Below are 23,998 nucleotides of genomic sequence, written 5' to 3'. Positions count from 1 at the left end.
GTTTATTTAGTTTTTAAATTGTTTCTGACCTGTCTTATTGAAATGTTCATAATCTGCGTTATGCGCTCTTGAGTAATGCCGCTTTCATTTAAGAATACAATAAGTTCTTCTACCTTATAATCTTTGTTATTGGTTTCGAAAATTTCAACAAGAACATCTTCATACGACAACAATTCTTTATTTCTAATAATTTTCTGAGCAAGGATATTGTTGAATAAAGTTTTGATAAATGAGGGCGTCTTTCCCTCTAAGTTTTGTAAAATCTTGCTAAGTTTTTTTTCATCATTTAGAAAATCATTTGCTGCGCCTTGGATAAACTTTTCAATAAGTCCTTGTATTTCGTTTTGGTTAGGAAGTCCAACTTCAATGATTGTATTAAACCTTCTCCAAATTGCTTTATCTAAAAGTTCAGAATGGTTTGTAGCAGCTATAAGTAGATTAGATTTTGAAAAATTATCAATGTTCTGAAGTAAACTATTTATAACCCTTTTGAGTTCTCCTAATTCGTATTGATCGTCTCTTGCTTTGGCGATAGCATCAAATTCATCTAAGAACAGGATGCAAGGTTTTTCATCTGCATATTCGAAAATTTTACGAATATTTTTTGAGGTGTTACCTAGTAGAGAAGATACGATAGCATCAAAACGAGCTGTAATTAATGGAAGGCCTGTTTTATAGGAAATATATTTAGCAATTGTTGTTTTTCCACCTCCAGGGATTCCGTATAGTAAGAGAGAATTTGAAATTTCAAGTCCATTCTTAATAAGTTCATTTTGGTGTTGGTATAAGTTAACATAATCTTCAACTTTACTAGCAATGCCTGGTGGAAGTATAACTTCTCCATCATTTTTTATAGGCATTGAAATATCAACTATACTCATACGACTTTCTTGATCGACCGGACTAGAAAGCAAGGAGTCCATTGATGCCATTGATGAAGGTTTATTTTCCAGTGTATTAATAATTAATTTTGCTAATTTGCCATCTCCATCTTTTTCCAATTTCTCAGCAAGAATCTTCGAATAATTTGTTATTTTTTTGATATCTCTGTTTAATCCGCCTTCTATTATTCTTAAAATCTCAGTATACATTTTTTAGTTTTAATGTTACAAATATAATATATTTTGTAATATAAATATCAAATTTTGTAAAATTTATAACAATTAATGTTATAATTAATCTTTTTAATGAGTTTGATTTGGTTATGGTGTCGATGTAATGTATTTTAAGCAACTAAAAAAGTAGAACATACTTACCTGCATAGTTTCTCATATCAAATAAGTTTTGATGGTTATTTTATCCTCTATCATGGGGATTTTATTTTAGAATTGTATGTTTACTTATAATTGAAGAAGAAAAATTCTAACTTTCGTTAGAATCCATGGTTTTACATTTGGGCTAAAACTTAGTTAACACACTCTTTATAAAATCTCCAGACAAAGTGAGGCACCTTCTGTATAAATATAACCGTATTCAAATCCATAGCTTCTAGCAACACTCACTTTCTCTGTCTCAGAAAACATTCTTCGTAAACTTGATATTACTTCTGAGCTATACTGATAATTATATCGGCCGGAAGAAGATAGGAACGATTGAAATGACTTCGGTGTTTTTAGGAATAACTGTGACCAAGGTGCTGCTATCGCTGCTTGAATATAGGGGAGTATCCTCCTATAGTTGTACAGTGTAATAGTTTGTGCAAGAAATTACGGATATAATTAATTCGAAATAAAGTAGTAATTTTTTCATTGTAGGTAATTTTAATTCCATACAAATCTAAAACTACGTTAAATGAATTCATTACGGATTTCCGTAACCTAAAATTAAGCATTTAGTAGTCTTGTCCGCCTTTTCTTTTCTATATATTATTACAAATATAAAGATATTATGATGCTTGACATGGATGACAAGAGTGTATTGTTTGTAGTTCTTAACTAATATTGCTTTGTTTTAAGCGTAATTGAAATATATAAAATTACTTATTAGCCGTTATTTTGATTGTCAGATTTAATTTCTCCGTTCAAATTAAAAGTAAAATCTCTTTCCTCATCCGTAGAGTAATCATTAAATCCCCAACTTTTAATTCTTGAATAATGATTAAAATCCTTCCAAAAATTTTGAAAAGCAAATTTATCTTCAAAATCAAATTCGTCCTCTTCACTTAATGGAACTATAAAGGTAATTAACTTACAAGTTAGGTGAAATTCACCAATCATATATGGAAGTTTTTTATTGTTGTTTTTTCTAATGTATAAAAATAGTTTAGGTTCGAAAGTGAAGTTTTTATAAGAAATCGATTCACCAATCATTGGTAGTCTATCGATCTTTATTTCTTTATTAATCCATTTTATAGTCCTGCCAAACTTGTCGAGTTCATTTTCATCAATTACACTTAAACAAAATTTCACTAAGCACCTATATATATCTTGTGAATTGATCTTGTCTTGTAATTCTAATCTAATGTTATATTCATTTGGTTTTTCTTCGATATTAGGTCTGCTTTCAATACCTTGAAATGTTATTTGAACATTTTCTCCTTTTATTATTTCAAAATTTTTTCCTTTGATTTTTTTTTTGCCTCCTTTCCCTTTGACATCATAGAATGTTCTAAATATGGAGAAATAATTAATTAGGTCTGGTTCGATTTCAATACTGAATTTGTCGTTGCATCGGTCACATTCGTCATAAAGAAAAACTTTTTTATTACCCAAGCCCTCTGAAATTGCGTGGGCTTTGTTTTTAAATGTGGTTTTTTCTTCATTCTTTCCACAAAATCTACATTTTCTATTTTTTTTATTTCCTATAAATACCCTTAATCCTCCAAATCCTTTGATATCATAATCATTTAGTGTTTTACCAATTGTAGATTCAAATTCATTATTTAGTTTTTCAAGATCAACGTCTCGACTTAAAGATATCAAATAATTGTTAAGCTGATTTGATAATAATATGGTTAATTCAATATTTGGTAGAAATAAAAAATATTCATTATCATCTAATTTGTTAAAAAATGAGGTTATCTGATTAATACTTGGTGGAAATTTCGATTTGAATTTCACAACGAATTCTTCTACCTGAGATTTTGTTCGTAGATCATTTTTTTGAAGACTTTCTATTGTACTATTGCTGATGTCTCCAAAAATATTATAGAGACCGAAAAAAAAGTCCCTGATTAGAACTTCGTTTTCTGATTCAACTAAAAATGATAATGTTTCATTTAATGATTTGAAAGTAATTTTTGTTGACCACATTTAAAATTCTTTAGTTTAATTATTATGTTATCAAGATGATTAATATTGAGATTTAATTTTTACTAAAATTTGAAATTTGTCAATAACCTCTATATGAGGCTTTTTATTTGATCTATTTCATTTGATTTTAATACCAATGTTTTTATTTTAAGTTTTTCAAATGTTTTTTCAGCCTTATGTTTACATCTGTCATCATTTGTTATAAAAACGTCGCAAAGTGAAGCAGAGAATGTATGTAGCCCATCATCAAACATATTATTGAAATTTGCATCACTTTTATATTCACTCCCAAAAAACAAGTTAAATAACCATAATTTGTATGATTATTTATATTTTTCTTTCTGTGAACTCATCTACGAGAATATCAAAAGGAAAAAAGAGCTTTGTGATGTTTAAAACATCATCTTTTTTAAAGTTATTATCATTTCGAAACCATTTTATTTTGTCTGAAAGTGGTAGCTTTTGTTTATCAAAAAGTAAGCTTACAACATTTGAAGATTCTTCGATGATGTGAGTCGCCAGATCAAAATGTTTAAAAGTGTCTGAATTAATATCTTGTATAAAATGAGAATAAAAAAGTTCTCTTGAGTTCCCTGTTATCTGCCATAATTCAAACTGAATTTCATTATTTTTTAAATTACCCAGAACGTAAAAATCAGCATATAGACCTTTGTCAAAATCTTTTTTTTGTTCGCAATAATAATGTGCCCTAACAGAAGATTTTTTCTCAATCAACAGTTTAAGTAATTTATCATAATTAACATTTATGATTGGAGCACGGCTAGAAACTGCTGTATGTTTTTCTGTTACTTTAATTTTACTACCGTCGATCAAATTGTTGTTGTATAAATATTCAACAATGCCGGTTATTTGTTTAGGAATAAAAAACCAATATCCTTCAATCTCATATATTCTCTTAAAAGGTTTTGAAACATATTTATCTTCTGTAAGTTTATCCAAATCTATTAGTCCGTCCTTATCTACATCTAACTTGATAGACATTTTTTTATAATTTAATTTTTTCGGAATATAAAAGTTATCAGTATACATTTCGACTTCAATTCGTTTTCCATAAAATAAATGGCCAGCAATGACTTTTATTTTTTTGTTTGATTCAATTAATCCATAACTAAAAATATTTCCAATTTTTTCATCAATAATTGTGCAATACATAAAAATTAGTTTTGTAGTTACTAATGCTTTAATGAATTTTTTCTTTTCTCTATTGTGTTTTTATAGGTTTTTGTAATAGAACAATAACAATTAATGCACTTTTCAAAGTTTAAATTATTAGTTTTTAAAAATTGAAAAATATTATCTTTCATTATAGTTTAATTTGTCAGTTATACTTTAAGTCATTAAATATGACGGTTCCAAAAATTCCATTTAAATATTTATCTTTAAGATATTTGATTTGGGAATATTTAAATTATACTTCTTTCTTATAATTTCAGTGAAAACATCTATCCTTGTTGAAACCCAAATATTTTTTTTGCTTGACCATTCTGTTAAAATAGAAACTAACTTTTTATCTACATTTTCGTTGTCAGCGATTAATTGAGTGGGGATAAACCATAATCCTCCTCCGCTCATCCCATAAGCATTAGGTCCAGTCACTTTCGCTTTAGTTGCATTATCAATTACATTTTTTTTGCTGTATTTAACTAAGATATTTAAACTTTCATCGAAAGTCATATCCGTATATATCTTTTTTTCTGCAGGGATTGTATTGTAGATAAATGGCGTGCTACGTAATTGATTTTTATGCTTATTAAATTTATTTTGTGTGGCAGCAAAGCCTATTGCCGTGTAATATGGAAGTGGTACAATTTCGTGATTAATTCCTAATTGATTTTCATTCAGAAAAGAATACTTTCCTGTAACTTTTTCGATACTTTCTTTGTCCAATTCTAAAATAGCAATATCAATTTTGTCGTCCTCTCTTTTTTGATTTTTTCCTAATTCGTTAATTAACCATACTCCTCCAAGTGTCAACGCATTTTTGGAATCAATTCCTATAGAAATTGAAGTTTGTAAATCTTCAGCTACGTGTGCAGCAGTAAATAAAAAATGTTTTCCAAAAATTTGAACAAATACTCCAGTTCCGTGTGGTTCAGGTATTGCATTTTTTATTATTAAGAAATGACAAGTGCTATTATAAGCATCCTGACTCGCTCTAAATTGTAAATCTAAGTGATATTCTACCAGATTTTTAAGGTTCGCCATATATCATAAAAAATTTATGCATTATTTCAAATATAGAAAATATCGAACTAAGTTGGCAATAAAATATATCTCTGTTTTGATAGGATTAGAAAAAAGTATTAATTGTTGGCATTAGTTGAGTGGATGAATTCTCGTACTATGTTCGGATTGCTGTTACAAGCTCAGATAAAAAAGTAAATCCTAACTCTTGTCAACACTTCCTTTTTATTTTAATCTCATTATCCAAATCTATTTTTTTGTGATGTTGCTTTCATAACTAATTTTAAAATTTTACAGATTAAATAAATTTTATATATATTTGTTACAAACTCTTATGGAGTTAACGGATTCTACTACAGTTCCAAAAAATTGAGCTAGCTTGGTTTGCGGGAAAAGGTTTTTAAGTATTCTACGATATTTAAAATAAGTTAGAATTTATTTTTATTTGTAGATTCCGTGGTGAAGTCCTTTTATTATTAAAAGGATTTTATTGTTTAAAAAACTAATATAGCATGGAAAAAATTTTACAAGAAGATATAGAGAAAATTTCTCTTCAATTAAAAAAAAGATTCGAAGATTATCATAATAATTTACATTTATGGTATCTGAGAAATAGTAAAAATTATACAGAATTTGATCCCAAATATGTTAATTTTCCAGAAGAGTGGAATTCTGATAATAAGTATAACCCTTATTATGTACTAAAAAAAAAGAAGCAAATTTCGAAGTCAATTTCCAAAAATATTCTATCGGGCAGATATGAGCCGAATCCACCATATATTAAACAAATTCCCAAACCAAATGGAGGAATGCGTGACATAAGCATATATCAAATACAGGATTCAGCAGTATCTTACAGAATATATAAAAATCTTTTAGTTAAAAATAAACATAGATTTAGTTCCTTAACATATGCTTATAGAAATGATAGAAATATTCACTTTGCAATCCAAGACATCGCACATGAACTATTAACAGTACCAAGAATATTTGTTGCTGAATTCGATTTCAGTGACTTTTTTGGTTCAATAAATCACGAATATTTATATGAACAACTTAATGTAAATGGCTATTTAATTAGTGAAATAGAATTAAAAGTTATTAAAGCTTTTTTGAAAGACCGACAAGTCGGAATACCTTTAGGTACATCTATATCCCTATTTTTGGCTAACGTAGTTTGTTGGAAGCTAGACAGGCAACTCGAAGACGAAGGTATTAGATTTGCGAGATATGCTGATGATACTATTATTTGGTCAAAAGATTACGCAAAAATTTCGAAGGCTTTTGATATAATATCCACATTCTCTAAAGAAGCAAATATTCGAATAAATTATAAAAAATCTGATGGAATTTCTTTACTTAAGAGAGGTGATATGCCATCTGAATTTTTTAATTCCAAAGAATATATTGAATTTCTTGGGTATAAAATATCTACTGAAAAGGTATCAATTAAAAATAGATCTACTGATAAAATAAAAAAGCACATATCATATTTACTTTATAAGAATTTAGTACATCCCTTAAAGCAAAATGATGTTAATCGGCTTAATTTACCATTCGATGGAAGGGATAAAAATTTCTTAACCGCATTAATGGAAGTACGAAGATATTTATATGGAAATCTAACAGAAATTACGTTGAAAAAGTATATGAACGGAACGTATAAGGTGTTGTCTTTTAAGGGGATAATGAGTTTTTACCCTCTAATTAATGATGTTGAACAGTTAAAAGAATTAGATGAGTGGTTGATAAGTACTATAATGAATGTCTTACGCAGACGCAGACTCCTGTTAAGAAATGTTTTCCCTTCAGAATTTGATTTTTATCAGGCACCTTTTTATATGAATAAAAATCAATTAGTTAATCATTGTAAAAATAGTATAATTGGTGGAAAAAAGGGATTATTGGAAATTCCGTCTTTTTTAAGAATTCATAATGCATTAAAACTCGGGCTGATCAATGAAGGTATTGTTAGAGTAATGAATCCACGTTCAGGATATTACAGATAGTGATATTTTTTATGTAGCTCAAATCACAAAACCAATTTTTAGTGGAGAAAGATTACAGTAGAACTATACAAAATACTTCTTTATTAAGTATCGCCAAAAATCCCAACTCTCGTTAGGATTTATTAATAAAATAAAAAGTTATCATTTGGGAAAATCAAATTACTTTCCAAGATACCTCTTCACTGCGGCGACAGAAGTTCCAACAGCCATAACTGCTTCTTTCAATTGTTGTTTGGTAACACCAAGTTCTTTCGACCAATACTCTAATTCCCAAGCCTCGTGCACGTTAATTTTACTTGCATCTTGGGGTCTTCTTTTACTTAAATCATCGCTCATAACAAATAATTTTTAGGTTAATAAAAGTAAAGATAAGCGGATTTATAATCAGATAATTATGGTTTACCGTAAAAGCGAAAATTCTAAAAAAAATCTAATAACTTCCCTTACTCGGTATAACATGACGAACCCCACCTCTAGGATTTTCCATATCACCTTTATATCTCGGAATAACATGGCAATGGAAATGAAAAACTGTTTGTCCTGCATCAGCGCCGCAATTCATTCCTATACTGTAAGCGTCAGGTTGATGTTTTAGCTAATATAATTTCTTTAGCCTTTTCAATCATTCTGAGAAGGTAGTTTTTCTCTTCTTCGGTAAGCTCAAAAAAGTCCGTTCTCACATCATTGGAAATTATTAGTAAATGGCTCGGTAATACAGGAAAACGATCTTCTATTATGAAGAAATGATTTCCTTTAAATAAAATTTTGTCGTTTGGTATTGTAGTGAAATCTTTCATTAGAAAAGAGGTTCAAGCTCATTTATATTTCTTCACCTTGTTTATTATCGCTCACTATAAATTTTGCCTTTTCTAAAAGTTCATCAAAAGTTACAATTTCTATATCTCTTGAATTTCTTCTATACAATTCGAAAGTTTTTCTTTTCATTAAACTTTCTTTTTTCTCTCCTTCAAACTGTTTTGTATTTCCAATTATTAATATAGCCTTTGGATTATAAGTCGATTGGTAGATTGGATTACCTTCACTATCAAATTGAGTATTTTGTGATTTAATTTCCCATTCTGCTTTTTGACTTAGTATTTGTGAAACAGCATATGTTAAATCCTTTGATAATCTCCATGATTCTGAACGGTTTTGTATGTTGTCAAATAAAGCGGTGTCAGGTCTTTTAAGTTCTACAATAACTGTAAAATTATTGTCTCCGAGAAGAAAATCTGTTTTAACTTCATTTTTTCCGCTAACATCAATGGAAGAAACTGATGCCTCTTTTTGTAAAATACTTAAAAATTTGTAATCAAGACCATAACCAAATATCCAGGAATTATTTTTAAAAAAATCTTGCCATTCAATTTCAGTAATTGGATATTCACTACCTAAATAACTTTTAAATTTTTCAAGTCCATCTTTTCTTCCTGTTAAAATGTCAAGATCTGTTTTAGTTAGGATTTTACTCTTTAATGTTTCAAGAAAATTTTCTCTTTCTTTTAAATCTAAATCATCGAACTTACTTATTAGGTCACCAAATTTTTTATCTACCAATATCTTATTTGGATTAGGTTCACTTAAATTCAGCAAAATCTTATGGTGGCTAAAATTCTCTGAATCTATAACGAATCTTTCTTTATCATTAAAATCAAGAAATTTGACGTCACTAAGAAATTTTAAAAGTTCTGTAAATTCTCTATTCGTAAATGAAAAAGCAGAATCTTTCACAGGTCTCAATTTATCTTTAGTCTCTATAAACTTTTGTAAGGTAAATTCTAAAAGATTTGTATCTTGTTTTGAATATACAACTGCGTTTACTTGATATTTACCAAATAAAGTTGGTATATTTTTCAAGATTAGTTCTCCTTCAACTTCAACAAGTTCTGAAGTATTGTCTTTTTCAAACACTTTCTTTATATACCTTTTCTCTCTGGTTATAACTCTACTGAAATGTAGATAAGGAAAAGCTTTACTTACATAGATTTTTTCAGGTTTTCTTTGATTGAAATAATAAAGTTCATTCTCAATATTGTTTTGCTTTTTCATTGGAAATTCATCTTTTAGTTTATTCAAATATACGAATTAACCAATGTTTTATTCAGTTGTAGCAATGGATAAAAAAAATCCTAGCTTTTGTCGGTATAATTAATTTCAGTAATATGTAATAAAGGTATATCAGTTTAATTCTATTATATTAAAAACATATTTTTGTGAATAAATTTACAACCATTTTTTTCTTGTTTCTTGAATATGAGCGTCTAAAGATTTGGAAAATAATTCTTCATCAATTTCTTCATTTTTTTCAAAATATTCAATAAGTTTTTTACTTTGCTCCCAGATTTGAATTAGTTCTGAGATTGTTGGTTTTAGAGCCATTGAATTATCAGGAGTATAATGTACTGTCTTATTTCTTAAAGAAAATAAATTACTTATTTCATTTAGATGTAATTTGTTATTTGAGATTTCGTCCTTAAAAATGAATATTAACCTTTCCAGAACTTTTGATATGGAAATGCGTGAATAACAAAAATCATTTATTTTTTTGCTTTGGTAGAGATAAAGTAAATGTCTATTTGTTAATGTTTCGATAAAGAATCCAAAATTGTTCAAATGACCTAAAATTTCAATTGAGGTAATCTTGTGCTGCTTGTTGAATTTATGATTAAGTTTTTGAGAATAAATTTTTGATTTTTTCCAAGCATCTATAAAGGATTCAACTGTTTGTTTGGTCAAAAATTCAATTTCATTAGATTTTAAATTTTCAATAACATCTTCAGATAAAAACTCTGAAGATTTTTTTACAAGTTCTTCATCATCTTTCGTAGGATTTATTTTTTCAATTAGTTCTCCGAAAATTAAATTTCTCAATTCAGATTCAAGGCACACATTGATATATGAAAAAGATTCATCCAAATAAAATTTTGCTCCTTCTGCTAGTTTTGAATATGTTTCAATATCGTGTTTTTTACTCATAACATTGGCTATTAAAATTAAAATAGTAAAATATAAAAGTAATTTCAGTTACTGTTTATTTGAAATATTTAAAGCTTAAAGTTGCAGAATTATTATTCTACAACTTTAACATTTCTATTTATTTTTAAACTCTAGGAGTAAGTCGTTATCGTCTTTTTTAATATATTTTTGTTCTTTTGAAACTAATTCTAGTAAGCTCTTTCCGAATGCAAATTTATAAGTCGCAGAATTTTTACCGAATAAAATAATAGATCGCCATTGCGATTCTAAACTTGGATCATTTTCTTGAAAATTAATAGACATTATTTGTAATTAATTTACGGCCTGATGAAAAAAAACAAAATCCATTAAGGATTTGAACTACTCATCTATTTTATATTTAGTGATATCGAACTCAAAGTTGAAAAGTTCCTTAGGATGAACTTGCAAAGCCACGGCAAACCTTAATAATGTTTTTAATGTCAAATTTATTTTTCCAGATTCATATTTGCTTATATCTGCTTTATCTATGCCCGTCAACAAACCTAATTTCTCTTGGCTAAAATTTTTATGTTTTCGTACTTCCATAATTCTTTTTCCGAGATGAACTGTTAAATCCGCTGTGATATCCATTATTGCAATTTTATAGCAAAGTCGAATATTTTATTAAAAATTCTATTGGGATATATCCCAGTGTTAGAATTTTGTTATATATTTGTAAGATAAGTTACAGTGCTGTAACTTTGCGATACTTCAAAGAATTATAGAAGCTATTGCTTAGAATCTCGCCCGAAAACTGGTAATTTTTAACACACGAGAGGATAAGTATTTAAGCTCACGACCTAGGCGTGAGCTCTCTTATCTGTGTGAAAGGTATACCAGTACCTCAGGGCGGATAATGTAGAGTTCCACGCCGTTTTATTTCCAATGCTGTCCGCACATTCTACCATCTAAGCACCTTCAAAAACATAGTATCATAGACACGATACAGTGAGGTGTACAACTCATTGCGGCTTTAAAGCTTTCACGGGACACAAATTTCATTCATATTTAATCTTGACTTTATAGGCAGGAAGTTTTCTGCACTGTTAAAACTTCCTCCTATGCGGTCATTAAAGCAAACACCTTATATATAAACGATTGAAAAGTAAAAGAATAGACTTTGAAGCCAGATTTTGGTCCGGTAGCAGGAAACAATCAGGGCTAAGGCTTATTGAGACATTTTTCCATTTCAATGACCTTGTTACCGCCAAAGCGATGCTCAACAAGATTATGATCTATGCCGGGAAAAAGAAAGCTGCGATCAATGAGGATTCTTCGGCGATTTTCCATTTTCATCAGGCCCTGCGATCCCTCGTGCGGGCGTGCTATGCAATCAGGTTGAAGGAATGGACTTGGGAAATGAATTCTAATCCTGAGAGTTTTTCTCCATTGATGCAGGCATCACTGTCGGATGAGGAATATCTAAATCCAACCTTGGTATTTAAAAATGCTTTTGCAGAATACAGCATTAAGGACTTCGACTATTACATTGCAGTTGCAGTCTATTTCTCAATGGGCATTTACGCCCATGCAGCCGAGAGCAAGATTTTTGCTCCCTACATCCATCTTATTAAAATGTTGGATGCGGCGCAGCTTATCCTAGAAAGAAGAATCCAAAAGAATCAATAACCATTAAAAGTAAAATTCAGAGCATGGAAAACAGTACCTAGAAATTATCCCACTACAATAAAAAAGCCCTTTCCGCAAGAGTTTGGCGACCAAACGGAAAGAGCATAATCAGTGATTAATAATTATTAAAAACCTATTCAAAAGTATGAAAAATATCTTTTGCAGGGGAATCCTGTCCCTTGTTTTTATCCTTGTGGCGACTATCACATCCTTTGCCCAGAGTAAATCTGTTAAAGTCGGAGAACCTCTTCCCGAAAGCTTCTGGACAACTTCTTTTCAGATAGTCAACCATCCGCAAAAAACCTTAAATCTTTCTGAGGATAGGAATAAGCTCATCCTCTTGGACTTCTGGAACACCTGGTGCAGTGCCTGCCTGAAAGCTTTTCCCAAAATGGAACAGCTTAAAGAACAATTCGGGGATAAAGTGAAAATCCTGGCAGTAAGCAATCAGGACCGCCAGACTCTTGAAAAATTCTTCGCCTCCAAAAACGGTCAGCGTTTCAATAATGTGGTCTCCGTGGCGGGAGACCAGCTCTTTCATCCCTTGTTTCCGCATCAGGGCGTTCCCTATGTTGTATGGATCAAAGATGGAAAGCTGCTCAGCACAACAGACGGTGCTCAGGTCAATGAAAATACCATCAGTAAGGTCTTAGGCGGGGAAAGTTCCGGTCTTCAGACCGTCATCCAGATGAGCAGGGAAAGACCCCTGATGCTTTCCGAAGATTTTGATCGTGAAAAAGGATTATCAATGATCAATTACTCGATTTTCGCTAAGGGGAGAATACGCGGAATGGGCTTTGGCTCAGCTTTTCGCAGATCGGGTAACAAGGTATACGGAAGACAGTTTACCAATCTGTCCCTTCTCGAGATCTTTTCCACGCTTGCCGATGAGATCTTTCAGATGCGTAAAGAATCTTTTAGCGAGAAACGAAGAATTGTTGAAGTCCAAAACCCAACATTACTGGACTACATCAAAAAGGCTGACGGATCTGTAGAAGACAACAATCTCTACAGCTATGAATTCATTGTTCCGCTATCCAAAGCAGATTCACTCTATCCGTTAATGCTGAAAAATCTCAGCGAGTATGCAGATTACAATGCTACGATCAAAAAAAGGAAGGTTAGATGTCTGGTACTAAAAAGAACATCATCCGTAGATAAGCTAAGGACCATAGGAGGCCCAATGCGTTTTTCATTCTCTATGACGGAAACGACCGTAAAAAATGCTTCACTCTACAAGTTGGTCAATAACCTGAATGCCATTCCCACGGTTTCCTTACCCATAGTGGACGATACGGGAATCACGGGCAATGTAGACCTGACAATGGGGGCGATCTCAGATGTACCTTCCATCAGGAGGGCACTTTCAAAATATGACCTGGACCTTCAGGAAGAAGAGCGTGAAATTGATATGCTGATCATAAGGGACAAATTGAAAAATTAGCCCTGATATATTGAGGAGAATAGTATTAAATAAAAGTATTCTCCTGTCGCATTTCAAAAACTAAACAATTATTCAAACTGTAATTTTTAACTATGAAGAAACTATACATCCCGCTATTGCTATGCTGTACACTGTCACTCACGGCACAGCATACTGTTTCAGGTTATGTGATCACTGAAGAAAATTCGCTTCCGCTTTCTGGAGCAACGATCAATATTCCGAACGCAAAAACTCTTATAATTACTGATCAGAATGGCTTTTTCAAACTTCCTGCAAGTGGGGAAAAGGTCACCCTGAATATTTCGCATAGCGGCTACAGATCAGCATCGCTTGATGTTACATTACCGCTTGATACCCCTTTGAGAATTGTTCTTTCGCACAAAGTCAATGACATTCAGGAAGTGAATATCTCCACCGGTTACCAGAAGATCCCCAAGGAAAGGGCTACCGGTTCATTTACATTCACGGATAATAAACTGCTCAACCAACAGGTTAGTACTAATATACTTGACAGGCTTGCCAATGTTGCCGGAGGTGTTTTCCTGGAGCGGGGACGTTCCGGAAGTCCCCAGCTGATGGTCAGAGGGCTCAGTACCATCAACGGTCCCAAATCCCCTCTGATCGTGGTCGATAATTTTCCGTATGAAGGCGACATCAGTAACATCAATCCCAATATGGTGGAAAGCATTACAGTACTTAAGGATGCCTCAGCAGCCAGTATATGGGGTGCAAGAGCCGCCAATGGGGTCATCGTCATTACTACAAAAACCGGGAAATTCAACCAGCCTGTCAAAGTGGAATTCAATTTAAATACAAGCTATAGTCCCAAGCCTAATTTTGGATATCTGAAAACAATGTCATCTTCCGATTTTATAGAGGTTGAAAAAGGATTATTTCAAAAAGGTTTTTATAACAGTGATATCAACTCTTCCTCTCATCCTGTCCTGTCACCTGTGGTCGATCTGTTGAATAAAGCAAAAAACGGATTGATCTCTTCCGACGAAGCCGATCGTCAGATCCAGCAATTGAGCAGTATTGACGCCAAAGAACAGTTCCGCCGCTATATGTACACGCCTTCGGAAAAAAGACAATACTACGTAGGGATTACAGGGGGAGCTCCTGCATTTTTATGGAGTACCGCACTGGGGTATGATAATAATACCGGCAATCTCGGGGAAGACTATAACAGAATGAACCTGCGTTTCCAGAATGTATGGAAACCTGTCAATAAAATCTCGCTCACAAGCAGCCTGTATTACACGGAAACTACTACGAAAAGCGGGCGTACCGCTTATGGTGGGATCATAATGGGAAGAAACTCGTTCGTTCCCTATATGCAGCTGGCAGATGGGAACGGCCATCCTCTTGTCGTGAACAAAGATTATAACCAAAACTACAAGGACAGCTTTGAAAAGGGCAAGCTGAATGACTGGAATTATTATCCTCTGACGGACTGGCAGAACGACCAGGTAAAGACAAAAGCCTCGGAAGTGATGGTAAACGCCGGCATCAATTATAAAATATGGAAAGGACTGGAAGCAGATATCAAGTACCAGCATCAACGTTTGAATGATAATTCTGATAACCTGCATAATGCCCAGAGTTACTATGCGAGGAACTACGTCAATAGTTTTGCGCAGATCAATAATGGCAATGTAACGTTCATTGTTCCCAAAGGAGGCATCTTGGACCAATCCTCTTCTCTGACCACCATCAACAACATCAGAGGGCAGCTCAGCTACAACGGGCAATGGAACAGGCATAACATCTCCGTAATCGCAGGAGGTGAAAGCCGTGATGCGGTCAGAATCTACAATTACAACCGCTATTATGGATTTGATCAGGAACGGATGACCTCCGGTGCCGTAGATTATGCCCATCAATACCCGCTGCTTCCCACAGGCAGCACTGATTTCATACAGCGAAACCAGTCTCTGGGAAAGCGTACCACCCGTTTTGTTTCCCTTTATGCCAATGCAGCCTATACCTACGATAGCAAATATACGGTTTCCGCAAGTTTCCGAAGGGATGCCAGCAACCTGTTCGGGCTTAAAACAAATGACCAGTGGAATCCTTTCTGGTCGGTCGGTACTTTATGGGATATTTCCAAAGAAAATTTCTATAGGATAGCCTGGCTTCCGACCCTGAAGCTAAGAGGTTCTTTCGGCTATAATGGGAATATCGATCCTGCAATGGTGGCAGTAAGTACAATTGCCTACGACCTGGATAACTCAGTTTACACAGGAACACCAATGGCCCGAATCGACAATTATTACAATCCAAACCTTCGATGGGAAACCTCAAGTATGGCTAACATAGGACTCGACTTTTCATCCCGGAACAACAGGATCAGCGGCTCCGTGGAATATTTTACCAAGAAAGGAACCAATCTCTTTGGCCCTGCGCAGATGGACTATACCACAGGTATTGATTATATGCGTTCCAATGTGGCAGAGATCAAAGGAAAAGGAATGGATATAGTCCTCAAAACACTCAACATTGATAAGGCCATTCAATGGAACACGATTCTCAACTTCAGCATTTACCACGATAAGATAACAAAATATTATCTGCTGAATCCAATGGCTAATCAATTTATAGGCAATGGGTCTTCTGTACCGATTTCAGGAATTGAAGGCCGGCCGGTGTATTCCATCTTTGCTTATCAATGGGCAGGACTGGATCCCCAAACAGGAGACCCCAGAGGTTATCTTAATGGCGCAGTAAGCAAGGATTATTCAGCTCTTACCGGTGCAGGAACATCGGTCAATGATCTGGTGTTCTTTGGTTCCGCTTTACCAAGGGCATATGGCTCATTCATCAACTCTGTGGGCTATCAGAGTTTTAGTCTCGATATCGGTATTGTATTTAAATTGGGATACTATTTCAGAAGGAGTTCTATTAACTATACCAATTTGTACAGGAGCTGGACGGGACATAGCGATTTTGAAAACCGCTGGCAGAAAGAGGGGGATGAAGCATTCACGGATGTTCCGTCCAATACATTGCAAAGCAACGCCAACAGGGATGCTTTTTACAGTGGTTCAAGCGTACTGGTAGAAAAGGCAGACCACATCCGTTTGCAATACATCAATCTCAACTATCGTTTCAGTGAAAATTTTTTACGATCGACAATGTTCAAAGATCTCAGTTTATTTGTAAACCTCAGTGACCTCGGTCTGTTGTGGAAAGCCAATAAAAGTGGAATCGATCCGGATTTTAACCTGGGTGGCAACGGATTGAAACCACCCTCCGTGTATACCATTGGACTACGTGCAAATTTCTAAATCTTTGATCTAACATTACTTATTATATTATGAAATCGCCATTAATAAGCTTGCTAACCAACAACAATGAAGATGGGCGATAAAATATGTCCTTTGAAAAACAATAAATATCTGCATATGAAAAAGTCATTTAAAATAACATTAAGATTATTATCTGTATTGATGATACTGACAGGCTGTAACCGTTTTCTGGATGAAAGGTCTGATTCGACACTCGCCGTGCCTGTGAGCCTTGAAGATAATCAGGCATTGATGGATCGCCTTTCTGATGTGATGATCAATTTTGCATCCAGCGGACTGGCTTCCTGTGATGAACTCTATTTGTCGGATGCCGATTTTGAAGCTATGGAATATCAGGAGGATAAAAGATTGTACACCTGGCAGAAAGATCATGTGTCCGCCAGTCAGGGTGCTGGCAATGATTGGTATTATACGTACAAAGGTATTTATATTTCTAATGTTGTCCTCAATAATCTGGACAGCTACGCCATTCCGGGAGCCGAAAACGTAAGAGGCCAGGCATTGGCAATGAGAGCGATACGCTATCTCGATGCGGCGCAGATCTGGTGTCCTGCCTACAGCAATGCTAAGGCTTCAACAGATCTGGGACTTCCGCTTCGTTTGGATCCGGATATGAATATTCCCTCCCAGCGTTCTACAGTGAAACAAACCTATGATCAGATCCTGAAAGACCTGCATGAAGCTGTGGATCTTTTGCCGGTCAAACAGGTTGCTGCCAGCAGACCATCTAAAATTACGGCATTAGCATACCTTGCAAGGACTTATCTCTTTATGGGCGATTATCAGAAATCCCTAGCCTATGCCTTGCAGGCGTTGAGCTATCAAAATACGCTCTTGGATTTCAATACACTGAACGTAACAGAATCATACCCCATCAAAAATATGAATGTTGAAGTTTTGCTGCGGACAACTATGCGGATCTCAGCACCCGTACGCTTTGCAGCAGCTAAAGTGACTGATACGCTTTATCAGAGTTATCATTCTAATGACATCAGAAAGTCCGCTTATTTCACAGTAAATGCTAACGGTGATATTTCTTTTAAGGGCAATTATACCGGAGGCTCCTCAGGGAAAATGACAAGTGTTACAGTGGACGAATTGTACCTGATCGCAGCAGAATCCTATGCCCAAACGAACGACATCGCCAATTCTATGATGATGCTAAACAGTCTCCTTATCAAGAGATGGAAAAACGGAACCTATATTCCGTTTACAGCCAGCTCAAAGCAAGAAGCCTTATCGATCATCACAAAGGAAAGATGCAAGGAACTGTTGTTCAGGGGAATTCGCTGGGCAGATCTTAAGCGGTATAACCGGGACGGGGCTAATATTACGTTAACAAGAACGGTCAAAGGACAAACTTATACGTTGCCTCCGAATGACCTTCGGTATGCAATAGCCATCCCTGAAGAAATTATAACGCTAAGCGGAATGCCTCAGAATCCAAGATAAAGACGAAAGCAATAGAATAAGGTCTATAAAAGAAGGCTGGCAAGTGCCAGCCTTCGATTTATTCCTCATTTATTGTCAACAATAATTATGGCTTGCGACCAGAACTCATAGATAGAACCTGCGCATTGCTTTTTCCATCCAAAACATCATTCAGGGTTTGCCCGTCGGGAACCACAATACTACAAGGTCTTTCTCCCTCATCTTCACACCCTGAAAGATTGGTGGTTTGCCAGTGTGAGGGATTAGAAAATGCTCCGGAGGCAATACTCGAGTTGTTATAGAAATACGTTGTAGCCGCTTTTTTCTCCATCACTTTAAAGGACATCACAGCCCCTGAGAATATCACGGCAGCAATAGCTACCGCATTGGCTTTCAAAATTTGATTAAGTTTCATAATTCCGGTCTTTTTATAGATCAAAAAAGATTACCATAAAAACTCTAGAAACTTGCCCGGAAATTACGGATGAACCCGTAAAAATTACTCATTGTACCCATAGTTTTAAAACTTGCCGTACCACATACCGCATTTTCGTATTTCCTGACAAATTGTTGTTAATAAAATCATTTTAAAGTTTCGGGTTGTTAAACAGCTTTCGGCTGTCTAATTTTAAGGTTGAACATTAATTACAAATCCAGTCACGATCGATCATCCGTAAATAATTACGGTAACATACTTATTCAGCAGGCCTGCTGTATTTTAGATTTAAACTTAAAGCGATGATAGAAAGAACGACACAACCCATATTGAAATACAGATGCTGTTGCCAACTCATTTTCTCCAAAATTCCTCCACAGGAACAAGGGAGATTTTTACTTGTACTTAGCAGTAAAGCAGTATATCCGGTGAAGATGAGCATCAAAATAAAGCTTCCTATCAATCCTGTAGTTCCGGTCTTCCGGTAGCATAACAATCCTGCAATAAGAAACTCAACAATGATTATCGTGGAAGGCAGGAATTTCGAAAATCCATTCAACAAAGGTGATGCTGAAATCTGGGTCTGGAATTTTTCAAAATCCAATAACTTAGTTATAGCTGCATAACAAAACAGCAGTATAACAAAGTAGCTTATGAATTTTACGATTATTAGTTTGCCCTTTTTCATAATTATTATTAGTTTTTTTTAATTTTTTCTTACGGTTTATTCGCCTTGAATTCTGAAGACTAAATTACAGTGACAGGAAGGTTCTGGAAAGTATTGGTGGGAAAGATATATCTTTTTATAAGTCACAAATGATACATTTTTACCACTGTTTTTGTTTTTAAAAACCTGAAAACAAAACACTTGTGTTATTTTTGTGATTGATATCGGGACGATGGCTTCTCTAAATGATTTTAAAAAGATTTTTCAAGTAAATTTGAGTATATCTTATTGTTATGAATTATTATCATAAGATTTTACTGCTGATTTTCAATATATTGTCCTTTTTTATGATGGCGCAAGATTTAGAAAAAATGACATACAAGACAATTTCAGACTTGTATGCGGGTTATCCTGAAAATGATGAAAGAGCAATAGTCTTTGTAAACCGATATATCGAAAAAGCCAAAAGAGAGCATTGCCTTAATAAGCAAATCATCGGTTATGAAGAAGCCATCTTTTATACTAAAAATGTAAACCGCAAATTATCTTACGCTGACAGTGCCATTTCTGTAGCATTACAAGCAAAAGTTCCTAATGTCATCTCAAGGTCTTACCTCGGAAAAGGAATTATTTACTATTACAACAAAAGACAGTATAAGCAGGCTTTGGAACAATATCTCAAAGCTTACCAATGGTCTCAAAATTCAGACAACGATTATCAGAAAAACAAGGTTATCTATCACCTTGGGATGGTAAAAAGTTATCTGGGTGATTATCAGGAAGCCTCCGGACATTTCCGAAATACGGCGAGATATTTTGAGGAACGTCTGAAAGAAAATCTTAATCGCAACATTAGGCTGAATAATGAAGCGGGATATTTTAACAGCATTTATCGGCTCAGCAACTGTTATAGAAATTTAGGGAGGTACAGTCAGGAAGATTCGTTGATTGATGTGAGTTTGCACAAACTGAAAAATATCAATGACCATCTATTAGAATACGGTTATTTACAAACAGGAAAAGGCGTACAGCTTTTGAGAAAAGGAAATAAAGCCGAAGCATTAAAACATTTAAAATTATCACGTGATATTTTACTTAATAATCAGGATTACAATTCATTGACAATAATTTACTATTACTTAGGAAAAGTATATTGGTCACAAGAAAATAGGACTGAATCTTTGCGTTATCTGAATAAAGTAGATTCTATGATCCATAAATTCCATTTCATAAGCCCGGAGATCAGCTCGAATTATCAGTATCTTATTGCTGATGCAAAACAGAATGATAATGTTGACAGGCAGTTATATTATATCGATCAGCTCTTGAAAATGGATTCAATTCTCATTGCTGATTTTCCATTGATGGCATCAAAAATCTATCACAAGTATGACAGTGTTCAATTAATAAAGGATAAACAATTGCTGAAAAAGAAACATTATAATTTTAACGTAGTAACTGTTGCTACGGTTGTAGCAACCCTGATTATTTTACTTATTACACTGGATTACCGGCGGCGGGTAAAAAAGAAAAGAATTGATATTAGGTATTATGAACTGCTGGAAAAAATGAGAAAGCACAATGATCTTTTTGAAACAGCTCCCATACTTTCCAATAAAAAAGAGCCATTCAGTCCGGAGGTTATAGAAGATATCAAAGCGAAACTTAAAAAGTTTGAAGACCAGAAACAATTTCTTACCAAAAATCTGACTTTACCAAAGGTTGCCAAAATGTTTGGCAGAAACCATTCCCAATTGTCTTATGTACTGAACGAGCATCTGAAAATGTCTTTCACACAGTATCTGAAAATTTTAAGAATCAAGTACATCACTAATCTTCTGATCGAAGACAAGAACTATCTCAAATACAAGATTCACGTTTTAGCCGACCAATGTGGAATGTCTAACAGGCAGTCATTCTCCGCACACTTCCTAGAAATCAATGGCATGAGACCTACAGAATTTATAAAGAAAAGATTGAAGGAAATTGAAGATTAGTGATTTAGATGAAAATATATTTTCTACTTTTATCAAACATAAGTAAAATACCGATTAAACAAGTATTACTATGTCAAAGCTTAAAATATTTTTAGGAGAATACAAAAAATACTTTTTGTATTTAATAGTATAAAGCTATTGAAAAATCAGGATAAAATAAACCACAAACAAAAGTATGAGCAAAAAGTTAAAAGTGTCTGAAACATATTTAATGAGAGAATAAATCTATTTAATCAAAAAATAAATTACGGAAAACCATAAATTTATTTTTAAATCATTACTGATTTTTGAGATTTAATTTTCCTAAATTTATAAATATGAAAAATCTACTCAAAATTATTTATTAACTTAATTAGTTAAAACATATAATAATAAATGTCAGGAACAAAGAAAGAAAGTCACTGGATTCCCCTAGCCGATCTAATGACCGTTTTAATGGTCATTTTTTTATTTATGTCAATTTCATATATGGCTTTAATAGAAAAACGACAAAAAGAACAGAACCAAATATTTAAAGATTACGAAGAATCAAAAGTTACATTATACAATGAACTGAATGAGGCATTTAAAAATGATTTTGCAAAATGGGATTTAAAACTTGATAATGATTTATCAATCAAGTTTACTAATCCACAAGTACTTTTTCCAACAGGAAAATCTGATATTACTCCACATTTTCAAACCATCCTGACCGACTTTCTCCCTAAATATCTTTCCGTTGTATTGCAGAAAAAATACAAAGACAAAATTGCTGAAATTAGAATTGAAGGTCACACAGACACAAAACCAATTGGACTTTCTGGAGACCCTTACATTGACAATATGAAGCTCTCACAAGATAGGGGAAGAAACGTATTGGCGTTTTTACGTTCGCAAAACTGCTTTATCAACTTACAACCAACAGAAAAAGAAAGATTGCAATATTGGCTTACAGCCAATGGACTTTCTTATGGTCGTACAGTTGATAAAGATTATAAAATTTCCTTCGACAGTAAACGACCAATTGACAATGACAAATCAAGAAGAGTTGAATTTAGAATAGTGACTACAAGTGAAGCAATCATAAACGAAGCACTTAAAAATATAAATGAATAATGAGTTTTGAAATAATATTTGGAATTGGAATAATCCTTATTGTTGCCATTTGGGCGGCAATTTATATCAATAAGCGTACTAAAGAAAACACCAATGAACATTTGTTCGACTTTATTCCTCATTTGTTCCCTACGCTCGGAATTTTATTTACTTTTTTAGGAATCGCTATTGGTTTGTGGAATTTTGACAGCAACAATATTGAAAAAAGTATCCCAGATTTAATGAACGGGTTGAAGACTGCTTTTCTTGTGTCAATTTTTGGAGTTGCTTTATTGGTTGGTTTCTCTTTTTGGACAAACATTAAAAAGAAAAAGTTGGAGGAAGGGGTTTTGAGTGAGGAAACACAAGCAATCAACAATTTAATTACAGCAATTCAAGAATTAAAAAATGATTTTACTTCAACTGATGAAGACGGAAACACAGTCAAACCGGGAAATATATTTCGTGATATTTACAAGGAATCCCAAAAGCAATCAAACGCTTTACAAACTTTCTCAGCAGAATTAGCTCTAAATATTTCAGCTGGATTTGAAGAAATTTTTAATAACCCATCAGGTGCCGTGGTCGAACAACTAAAATTAGTAAAAACTGAAATTGAAAGTTTGGGCAATAAATTGAAAGACCCTGCAACTGATATGACCCAAAATATTGTAAAGGAGTTGCAGGAATCTATGGGTAAAATGATAGAAGAATTTAAAACCTCGATGAGTGGAGATACCAAAAACGAAATGGAACGCTTAGCTAGCTTACTAGGGCAAGCAGGTGGCTCTTTAACAGATTTTCCAGTCAAGTTGCAGAATATGACCGATAACCTAAATGAAAATTTTAGAGGATTACAGGAAGTGGTTCAGCAAATTTCAAAACAAACACTTTCTCAATCGGAAGAATCTACCACCCAAATGAGAAAGCAAGTTGAAGATATGAGCGAAATTCTACGAAGCAAAGTCGGGGATTTACAATCAGGACAACAGACTTTACTTACTGAACAGTCTAAAAATCTTCAAGTTTCAGAAAACCTTTTGAGTGCTTTTAATACAAGTATTGAAAAGATGAATGGACTTTCCACCGAAGTAAACGGAAGTATTTCAAAACTTAATCAAGCTCAAATTGAATTAGACAAAGTTATTTCCGTTTTCAGAAATGTGTCGCAGGAAATCAATACATCATCTAGTAGGTTTGGGGAATCTCAAAATGAATTTTCAAAACATTCTAACCAGTTCTTACAAAATAACTCAAATACAATCAGCGAAATTCAGAAGTCATTAGAAACAGCAAAAGGAGTTTCTGCTGATTATGCAAAGAAATTTGAAATTATTGAAAAAGGATTATCAAAAGTATTTGAAGACCTGGATACAGGACTAAGAGGTTATCAAACTACAGTTAGAGAAAGTCTTGAAACATACTTAGGTAAATATACAGACGCTTTAACCAAAACAGCTGAATCACTTGCAGGAGCATCGTCAAAACAAGAAGATATTTTAGAAGAACTAACAGAACAACTTAGCAAATTGAACGGAACAAGAAACTAA

General features: G+C 33.5%; 21 protein-coding genes. 8 read left to right on the top strand and 13 right to left on the bottom strand.

Going from position 1 to position 23,998, the window contains the following annotated elements; translation table 11 throughout:
* Positions 1 to 2: 2 nt before the first annotated feature.
* From QOL71_RS00160 to QOL71_RS00145, 4 genes are all read right to left on the bottom strand, one after another.
* Entirely contained in the window at positions 3 to 1,091 is a 1,089-nt protein-coding gene (locus QOL71_RS00160; RefSeq protein WP_283414994.1) for an AAA family ATPase, read from the bottom strand.
* 891 nt (positions 1,092 to 1,982) lie between these two features.
* Complete coding sequence (locus tag QOL71_RS00155) at positions 1,983 to 3,251, bottom strand: HNH endonuclease (RefSeq protein ID WP_283414993.1); 1,269 nt, start codon at positions 3,249 to 3,251, stop codon at positions 1,983 to 1,985.
* Positions 3,252 to 3,578: 327 nt separating this feature from the next.
* Positions 3,579 to 4,424, bottom strand: a complete 846-nt coding sequence (locus QOL71_RS00150) for a hypothetical protein (RefSeq protein ID WP_283414992.1) — start codon at positions 4,422 to 4,424, stop codon at positions 3,579 to 3,581.
* Between the two features lie 213 nt (positions 4,425 to 4,637).
* Complete coding sequence (locus QOL71_RS00145) at positions 4,638 to 5,477, bottom strand: hypothetical protein (RefSeq protein ID WP_283414991.1); 840 nt, start codon at positions 5,475 to 5,477, stop codon at positions 4,638 to 4,640.
* 491 nt (positions 5,478 to 5,968) lie between these two features.
* Between QOL71_RS00145 and QOL71_RS00140 the strand changes: the two genes are divergently transcribed.
* Positions 5,969 to 7,465 (top strand): reverse transcriptase domain-containing protein, encoded by a 1,497-nt coding sequence (locus tag QOL71_RS00140; protein WP_283414990.1) that lies wholly within the window; start codon positions 5,969 to 5,971, stop codon positions 7,463 to 7,465.
* 159 nt (positions 7,466 to 7,624) lie between these two features.
* On the opposite strand, the gene QOL71_RS00135 is transcribed toward QOL71_RS00140, so the two are convergent.
* The 7 genes from QOL71_RS00135 to QOL71_RS00105 form a co-directional block, all read right to left on the bottom strand.
* Complete coding sequence (locus QOL71_RS00135) at positions 7,625 to 7,801, bottom strand: DUF3606 domain-containing protein (RefSeq protein WP_283414989.1); 177 nt, start codon at positions 7,799 to 7,801, stop codon at positions 7,625 to 7,627.
* A 94-nt stretch (positions 7,802 to 7,895) separates the two neighbouring features.
* The gene (locus tag QOL71_RS00130; RefSeq protein WP_283414988.1) at positions 7,896 to 8,027 is read right to left on the bottom strand and encodes an HIT family protein; all 132 of its coding nucleotides are present in this window, start codon (positions 8,025 to 8,027) and stop codon (positions 7,896 to 7,898) included.
* Positions 8,028 to 8,043: 16 nt separating this feature from the next.
* The gene (locus QOL71_RS00125) at positions 8,044 to 8,262 is read right to left on the bottom strand and encodes an HIT family protein (RefSeq protein WP_283414987.1); all 219 of its coding nucleotides are present in this window, start codon (positions 8,260 to 8,262) and stop codon (positions 8,044 to 8,046) included.
* A gap of 22 nt (positions 8,263 to 8,284) precedes the next feature.
* Positions 8,285 to 9,514 (bottom strand): Shedu immune nuclease family protein, encoded by a 1,230-nt coding sequence (locus QOL71_RS00120; RefSeq protein ID WP_283414986.1) that lies wholly within the window; start codon positions 9,512 to 9,514, stop codon positions 8,285 to 8,287.
* Positions 9,515 to 9,688: 174 nt separating this feature from the next.
* The gene (locus QOL71_RS00115) at positions 9,689 to 10,441 is read right to left on the bottom strand and encodes a hypothetical protein (RefSeq protein WP_283414985.1); all 753 of its coding nucleotides are present in this window, start codon (positions 10,439 to 10,441) and stop codon (positions 9,689 to 9,691) included.
* A 114-nt stretch (positions 10,442 to 10,555) separates the two neighbouring features.
* Complete coding sequence (locus tag QOL71_RS00110; RefSeq protein ID WP_283414984.1) at positions 10,556 to 10,744, bottom strand: hypothetical protein; 189 nt, start codon at positions 10,742 to 10,744, stop codon at positions 10,556 to 10,558.
* 57 nt (positions 10,745 to 10,801) lie between these two features.
* Positions 10,802 to 11,053, bottom strand: coding sequence for a helix-turn-helix domain-containing protein (locus QOL71_RS00105; RefSeq protein ID WP_283414983.1), 252 nt, complete (start codon positions 11,051 to 11,053; stop codon positions 10,802 to 10,804).
* Between the two features lie 624 nt (positions 11,054 to 11,677).
* Here QOL71_RS00105 and QOL71_RS00100 point away from each other — a divergent pair.
* The 4 genes from QOL71_RS00100 (at position 11,678) to QOL71_RS00085 (ending at position 18,295) form a co-directional block, all read left to right on the top strand.
* Positions 11,678 to 12,091: a hypothetical protein gene (locus tag QOL71_RS00100; RefSeq protein ID WP_283414982.1), complete on the top strand. Its 414-nt coding sequence runs from the start codon at positions 11,678 to 11,680 to the stop codon at positions 12,089 to 12,091.
* Between the two features lie 193 nt (positions 12,092 to 12,284).
* Positions 12,285 to 13,535 (top strand): TlpA family protein disulfide reductase, encoded by a 1,251-nt coding sequence (locus QOL71_RS00095; protein WP_283414981.1) that lies wholly within the window; start codon positions 12,285 to 12,287, stop codon positions 13,533 to 13,535.
* Positions 13,536 to 13,627: 92 nt separating this feature from the next.
* Positions 13,628 to 16,822: a SusC/RagA family TonB-linked outer membrane protein gene (locus QOL71_RS00090; protein ID WP_283414980.1), complete on the top strand. Its 3,195-nt coding sequence runs from the start codon at positions 13,628 to 13,630 to the stop codon at positions 16,820 to 16,822.
* A 117-nt stretch (positions 16,823 to 16,939) separates the two neighbouring features.
* Positions 16,940 to 18,295 (top strand): RagB/SusD family nutrient uptake outer membrane protein, encoded by a 1,356-nt coding sequence (locus QOL71_RS00085; RefSeq protein WP_283414979.1) that lies wholly within the window; start codon positions 16,940 to 16,942, stop codon positions 18,293 to 18,295.
* A gap of 85 nt (positions 18,296 to 18,380) precedes the next feature.
* On the opposite strand, the gene QOL71_RS00080 is transcribed toward QOL71_RS00085, so the two are convergent.
* Both QOL71_RS00080 and QOL71_RS00075 read right to left on the bottom strand, forming a co-directional pair.
* A complete protein-coding gene (locus tag QOL71_RS00080) occupies positions 18,381 to 18,689 on the bottom strand; it encodes a hypothetical protein (RefSeq protein ID WP_027384002.1) in 309 nt (102 codons plus the stop codon).
* 280 nt (positions 18,690 to 18,969) lie between these two features.
* Positions 18,970 to 19,398: a MauE/DoxX family redox-associated membrane protein gene (locus tag QOL71_RS00075; RefSeq protein ID WP_283414978.1), complete on the bottom strand. Its 429-nt coding sequence runs from the start codon at positions 19,396 to 19,398 to the stop codon at positions 18,970 to 18,972.
* A gap of 350 nt (positions 19,399 to 19,748) precedes the next feature.
* Between QOL71_RS00075 and QOL71_RS00070 the strand changes: the two genes are divergently transcribed.
* The 3 genes from QOL71_RS00070 (at position 19,749) to QOL71_RS00060 (ending at position 23,998) form a co-directional block, all read left to right on the top strand.
* Positions 19,749 to 21,374, top strand: a complete 1,626-nt coding sequence (locus QOL71_RS00070) for a helix-turn-helix domain-containing protein (RefSeq protein WP_283414977.1) — start codon at positions 19,749 to 19,751, stop codon at positions 21,372 to 21,374.
* Between the two features lie 375 nt (positions 21,375 to 21,749).
* A complete protein-coding gene (locus QOL71_RS00065) occupies positions 21,750 to 22,469 on the top strand; it encodes an OmpA/MotB family protein (RefSeq protein WP_027384004.1) in 720 nt (239 codons plus the stop codon).
* Positions 22,469 to 23,998 carry a hypothetical protein gene (locus QOL71_RS00060; protein WP_027384005.1) on the top strand — a complete coding sequence of 510 codons (1,530 nt, stop codon included), beginning with the start codon at positions 22,469 to 22,471 and terminating at the stop codon, positions 23,996 to 23,998. The genes QOL71_RS00065 and QOL71_RS00060 overlap by 1 nt, the downstream gene beginning before the upstream one ends.

The sequence above is a fragment of the Epilithonimonas pallida genome (genome assembly GCF_900182975.1).
In the GTDB taxonomy this organism is placed as follows: domain Bacteria; phylum Bacteroidota; class Bacteroidia; order Flavobacteriales; family Weeksellaceae; genus Epilithonimonas; species Epilithonimonas pallida.
Note: the sequence above shows the minus strand (reverse complement) of the source record. Positions and strands in the feature narration are given on the sequence as shown.

What these genes read in the sequence shown, in the direction of transcription:
- QOL71_RS00160 (WP_283414994.1), bottom strand. Translation starts at nt 1,091, where the DNA reads ATGTATACTGAGATTTTAAGAATAATAGAAGGCGGATTAAACAGAGAT.
- QOL71_RS00155 (WP_283414993.1), bottom strand. Translation starts at nt 3,251, where the DNA reads ATGTGGTCAACAAAAATTACTTTCAAATCATTAAATGAAACATTATCA.
- QOL71_RS00150 (WP_283414992.1), bottom strand. Translation starts at nt 4,424, where the DNA reads ATGTATTGCACAATTATTGATGAAAAAATTGGAAATATTTTTAGTTAT.
- QOL71_RS00145 (WP_283414991.1), bottom strand. Translation starts at nt 5,477, where the DNA reads ATGGCGAACCTTAAAAATCTGGTAGAATATCACTTAGATTTACAATTT.
- QOL71_RS00140 (WP_283414990.1), top strand. Translation starts at nt 5,969, where the DNA reads ATGGAAAAAATTTTACAAGAAGATATAGAGAAAATTTCTCTTCAATTA.
- QOL71_RS00135 (WP_283414989.1), bottom strand. Translation starts at nt 7,801, where the DNA reads ATGAGCGATGATTTAAGTAAAAGAAGACCCCAAGATGCAAGTAAAATT.
- QOL71_RS00130 (WP_283414988.1), bottom strand. Translation starts at nt 8,027, where the DNA reads ATGAATTGCGGCGCTGATGCAGGACAAACAGTTTTTCATTTCCATTGC.
- QOL71_RS00125 (WP_283414987.1), bottom strand. Translation starts at nt 8,262, where the DNA reads ATGAAAGATTTCACTACAATACCAAACGACAAAATTTTATTTAAAGGA.
- QOL71_RS00120 (WP_283414986.1), bottom strand. Translation starts at nt 9,514, where the DNA reads ATGAAAAAGCAAAACAATATTGAGAATGAACTTTATTATTTCAATCAA.
- QOL71_RS00115 (WP_283414985.1), bottom strand. Translation starts at nt 10,441, where the DNA reads ATGAGTAAAAAACACGATATTGAAACATATTCAAAACTAGCAGAAGGA.
- QOL71_RS00110 (WP_283414984.1), bottom strand. Translation starts at nt 10,744, where the DNA reads ATGTCTATTAATTTTCAAGAAAATGATCCAAGTTTAGAATCGCAATGG.
- QOL71_RS00105 (WP_283414983.1), bottom strand. Translation starts at nt 11,053, where the DNA reads ATGGATATCACAGCGGATTTAACAGTTCATCTCGGAAAAAGAATTATG.
- QOL71_RS00100 (WP_283414982.1), top strand. Translation starts at nt 11,678, where the DNA reads ATGCTCAACAAGATTATGATCTATGCCGGGAAAAAGAAAGCTGCGATC.
- QOL71_RS00090 (WP_283414980.1), top strand. Translation starts at nt 13,628, where the DNA reads ATGAAGAAACTATACATCCCGCTATTGCTATGCTGTACACTGTCACTC.
- QOL71_RS00085 (WP_283414979.1), top strand. Translation starts at nt 16,940, where the DNA reads ATGAAAAAGTCATTTAAAATAACATTAAGATTATTATCTGTATTGATG.
- QOL71_RS00080 (WP_027384002.1), bottom strand. Translation starts at nt 18,689, where the DNA reads ATGAAACTTAATCAAATTTTGAAAGCCAATGCGGTAGCTATTGCTGCC.
- QOL71_RS00075 (WP_283414978.1), bottom strand. Translation starts at nt 19,398, where the DNA reads ATGAAAAAGGGCAAACTAATAATCGTAAAATTCATAAGCTACTTTGTT.
- QOL71_RS00070 (WP_283414977.1), top strand. Translation starts at nt 19,749, where the DNA reads ATGACATACAAGACAATTTCAGACTTGTATGCGGGTTATCCTGAAAAT.
- QOL71_RS00065 (WP_027384004.1), top strand. Translation starts at nt 21,750, where the DNA reads ATGTCAGGAACAAAGAAAGAAAGTCACTGGATTCCCCTAGCCGATCTA.
- QOL71_RS00060 (WP_027384005.1), top strand. Translation starts at nt 22,469, where the DNA reads ATGAGTTTTGAAATAATATTTGGAATTGGAATAATCCTTATTGTTGCC.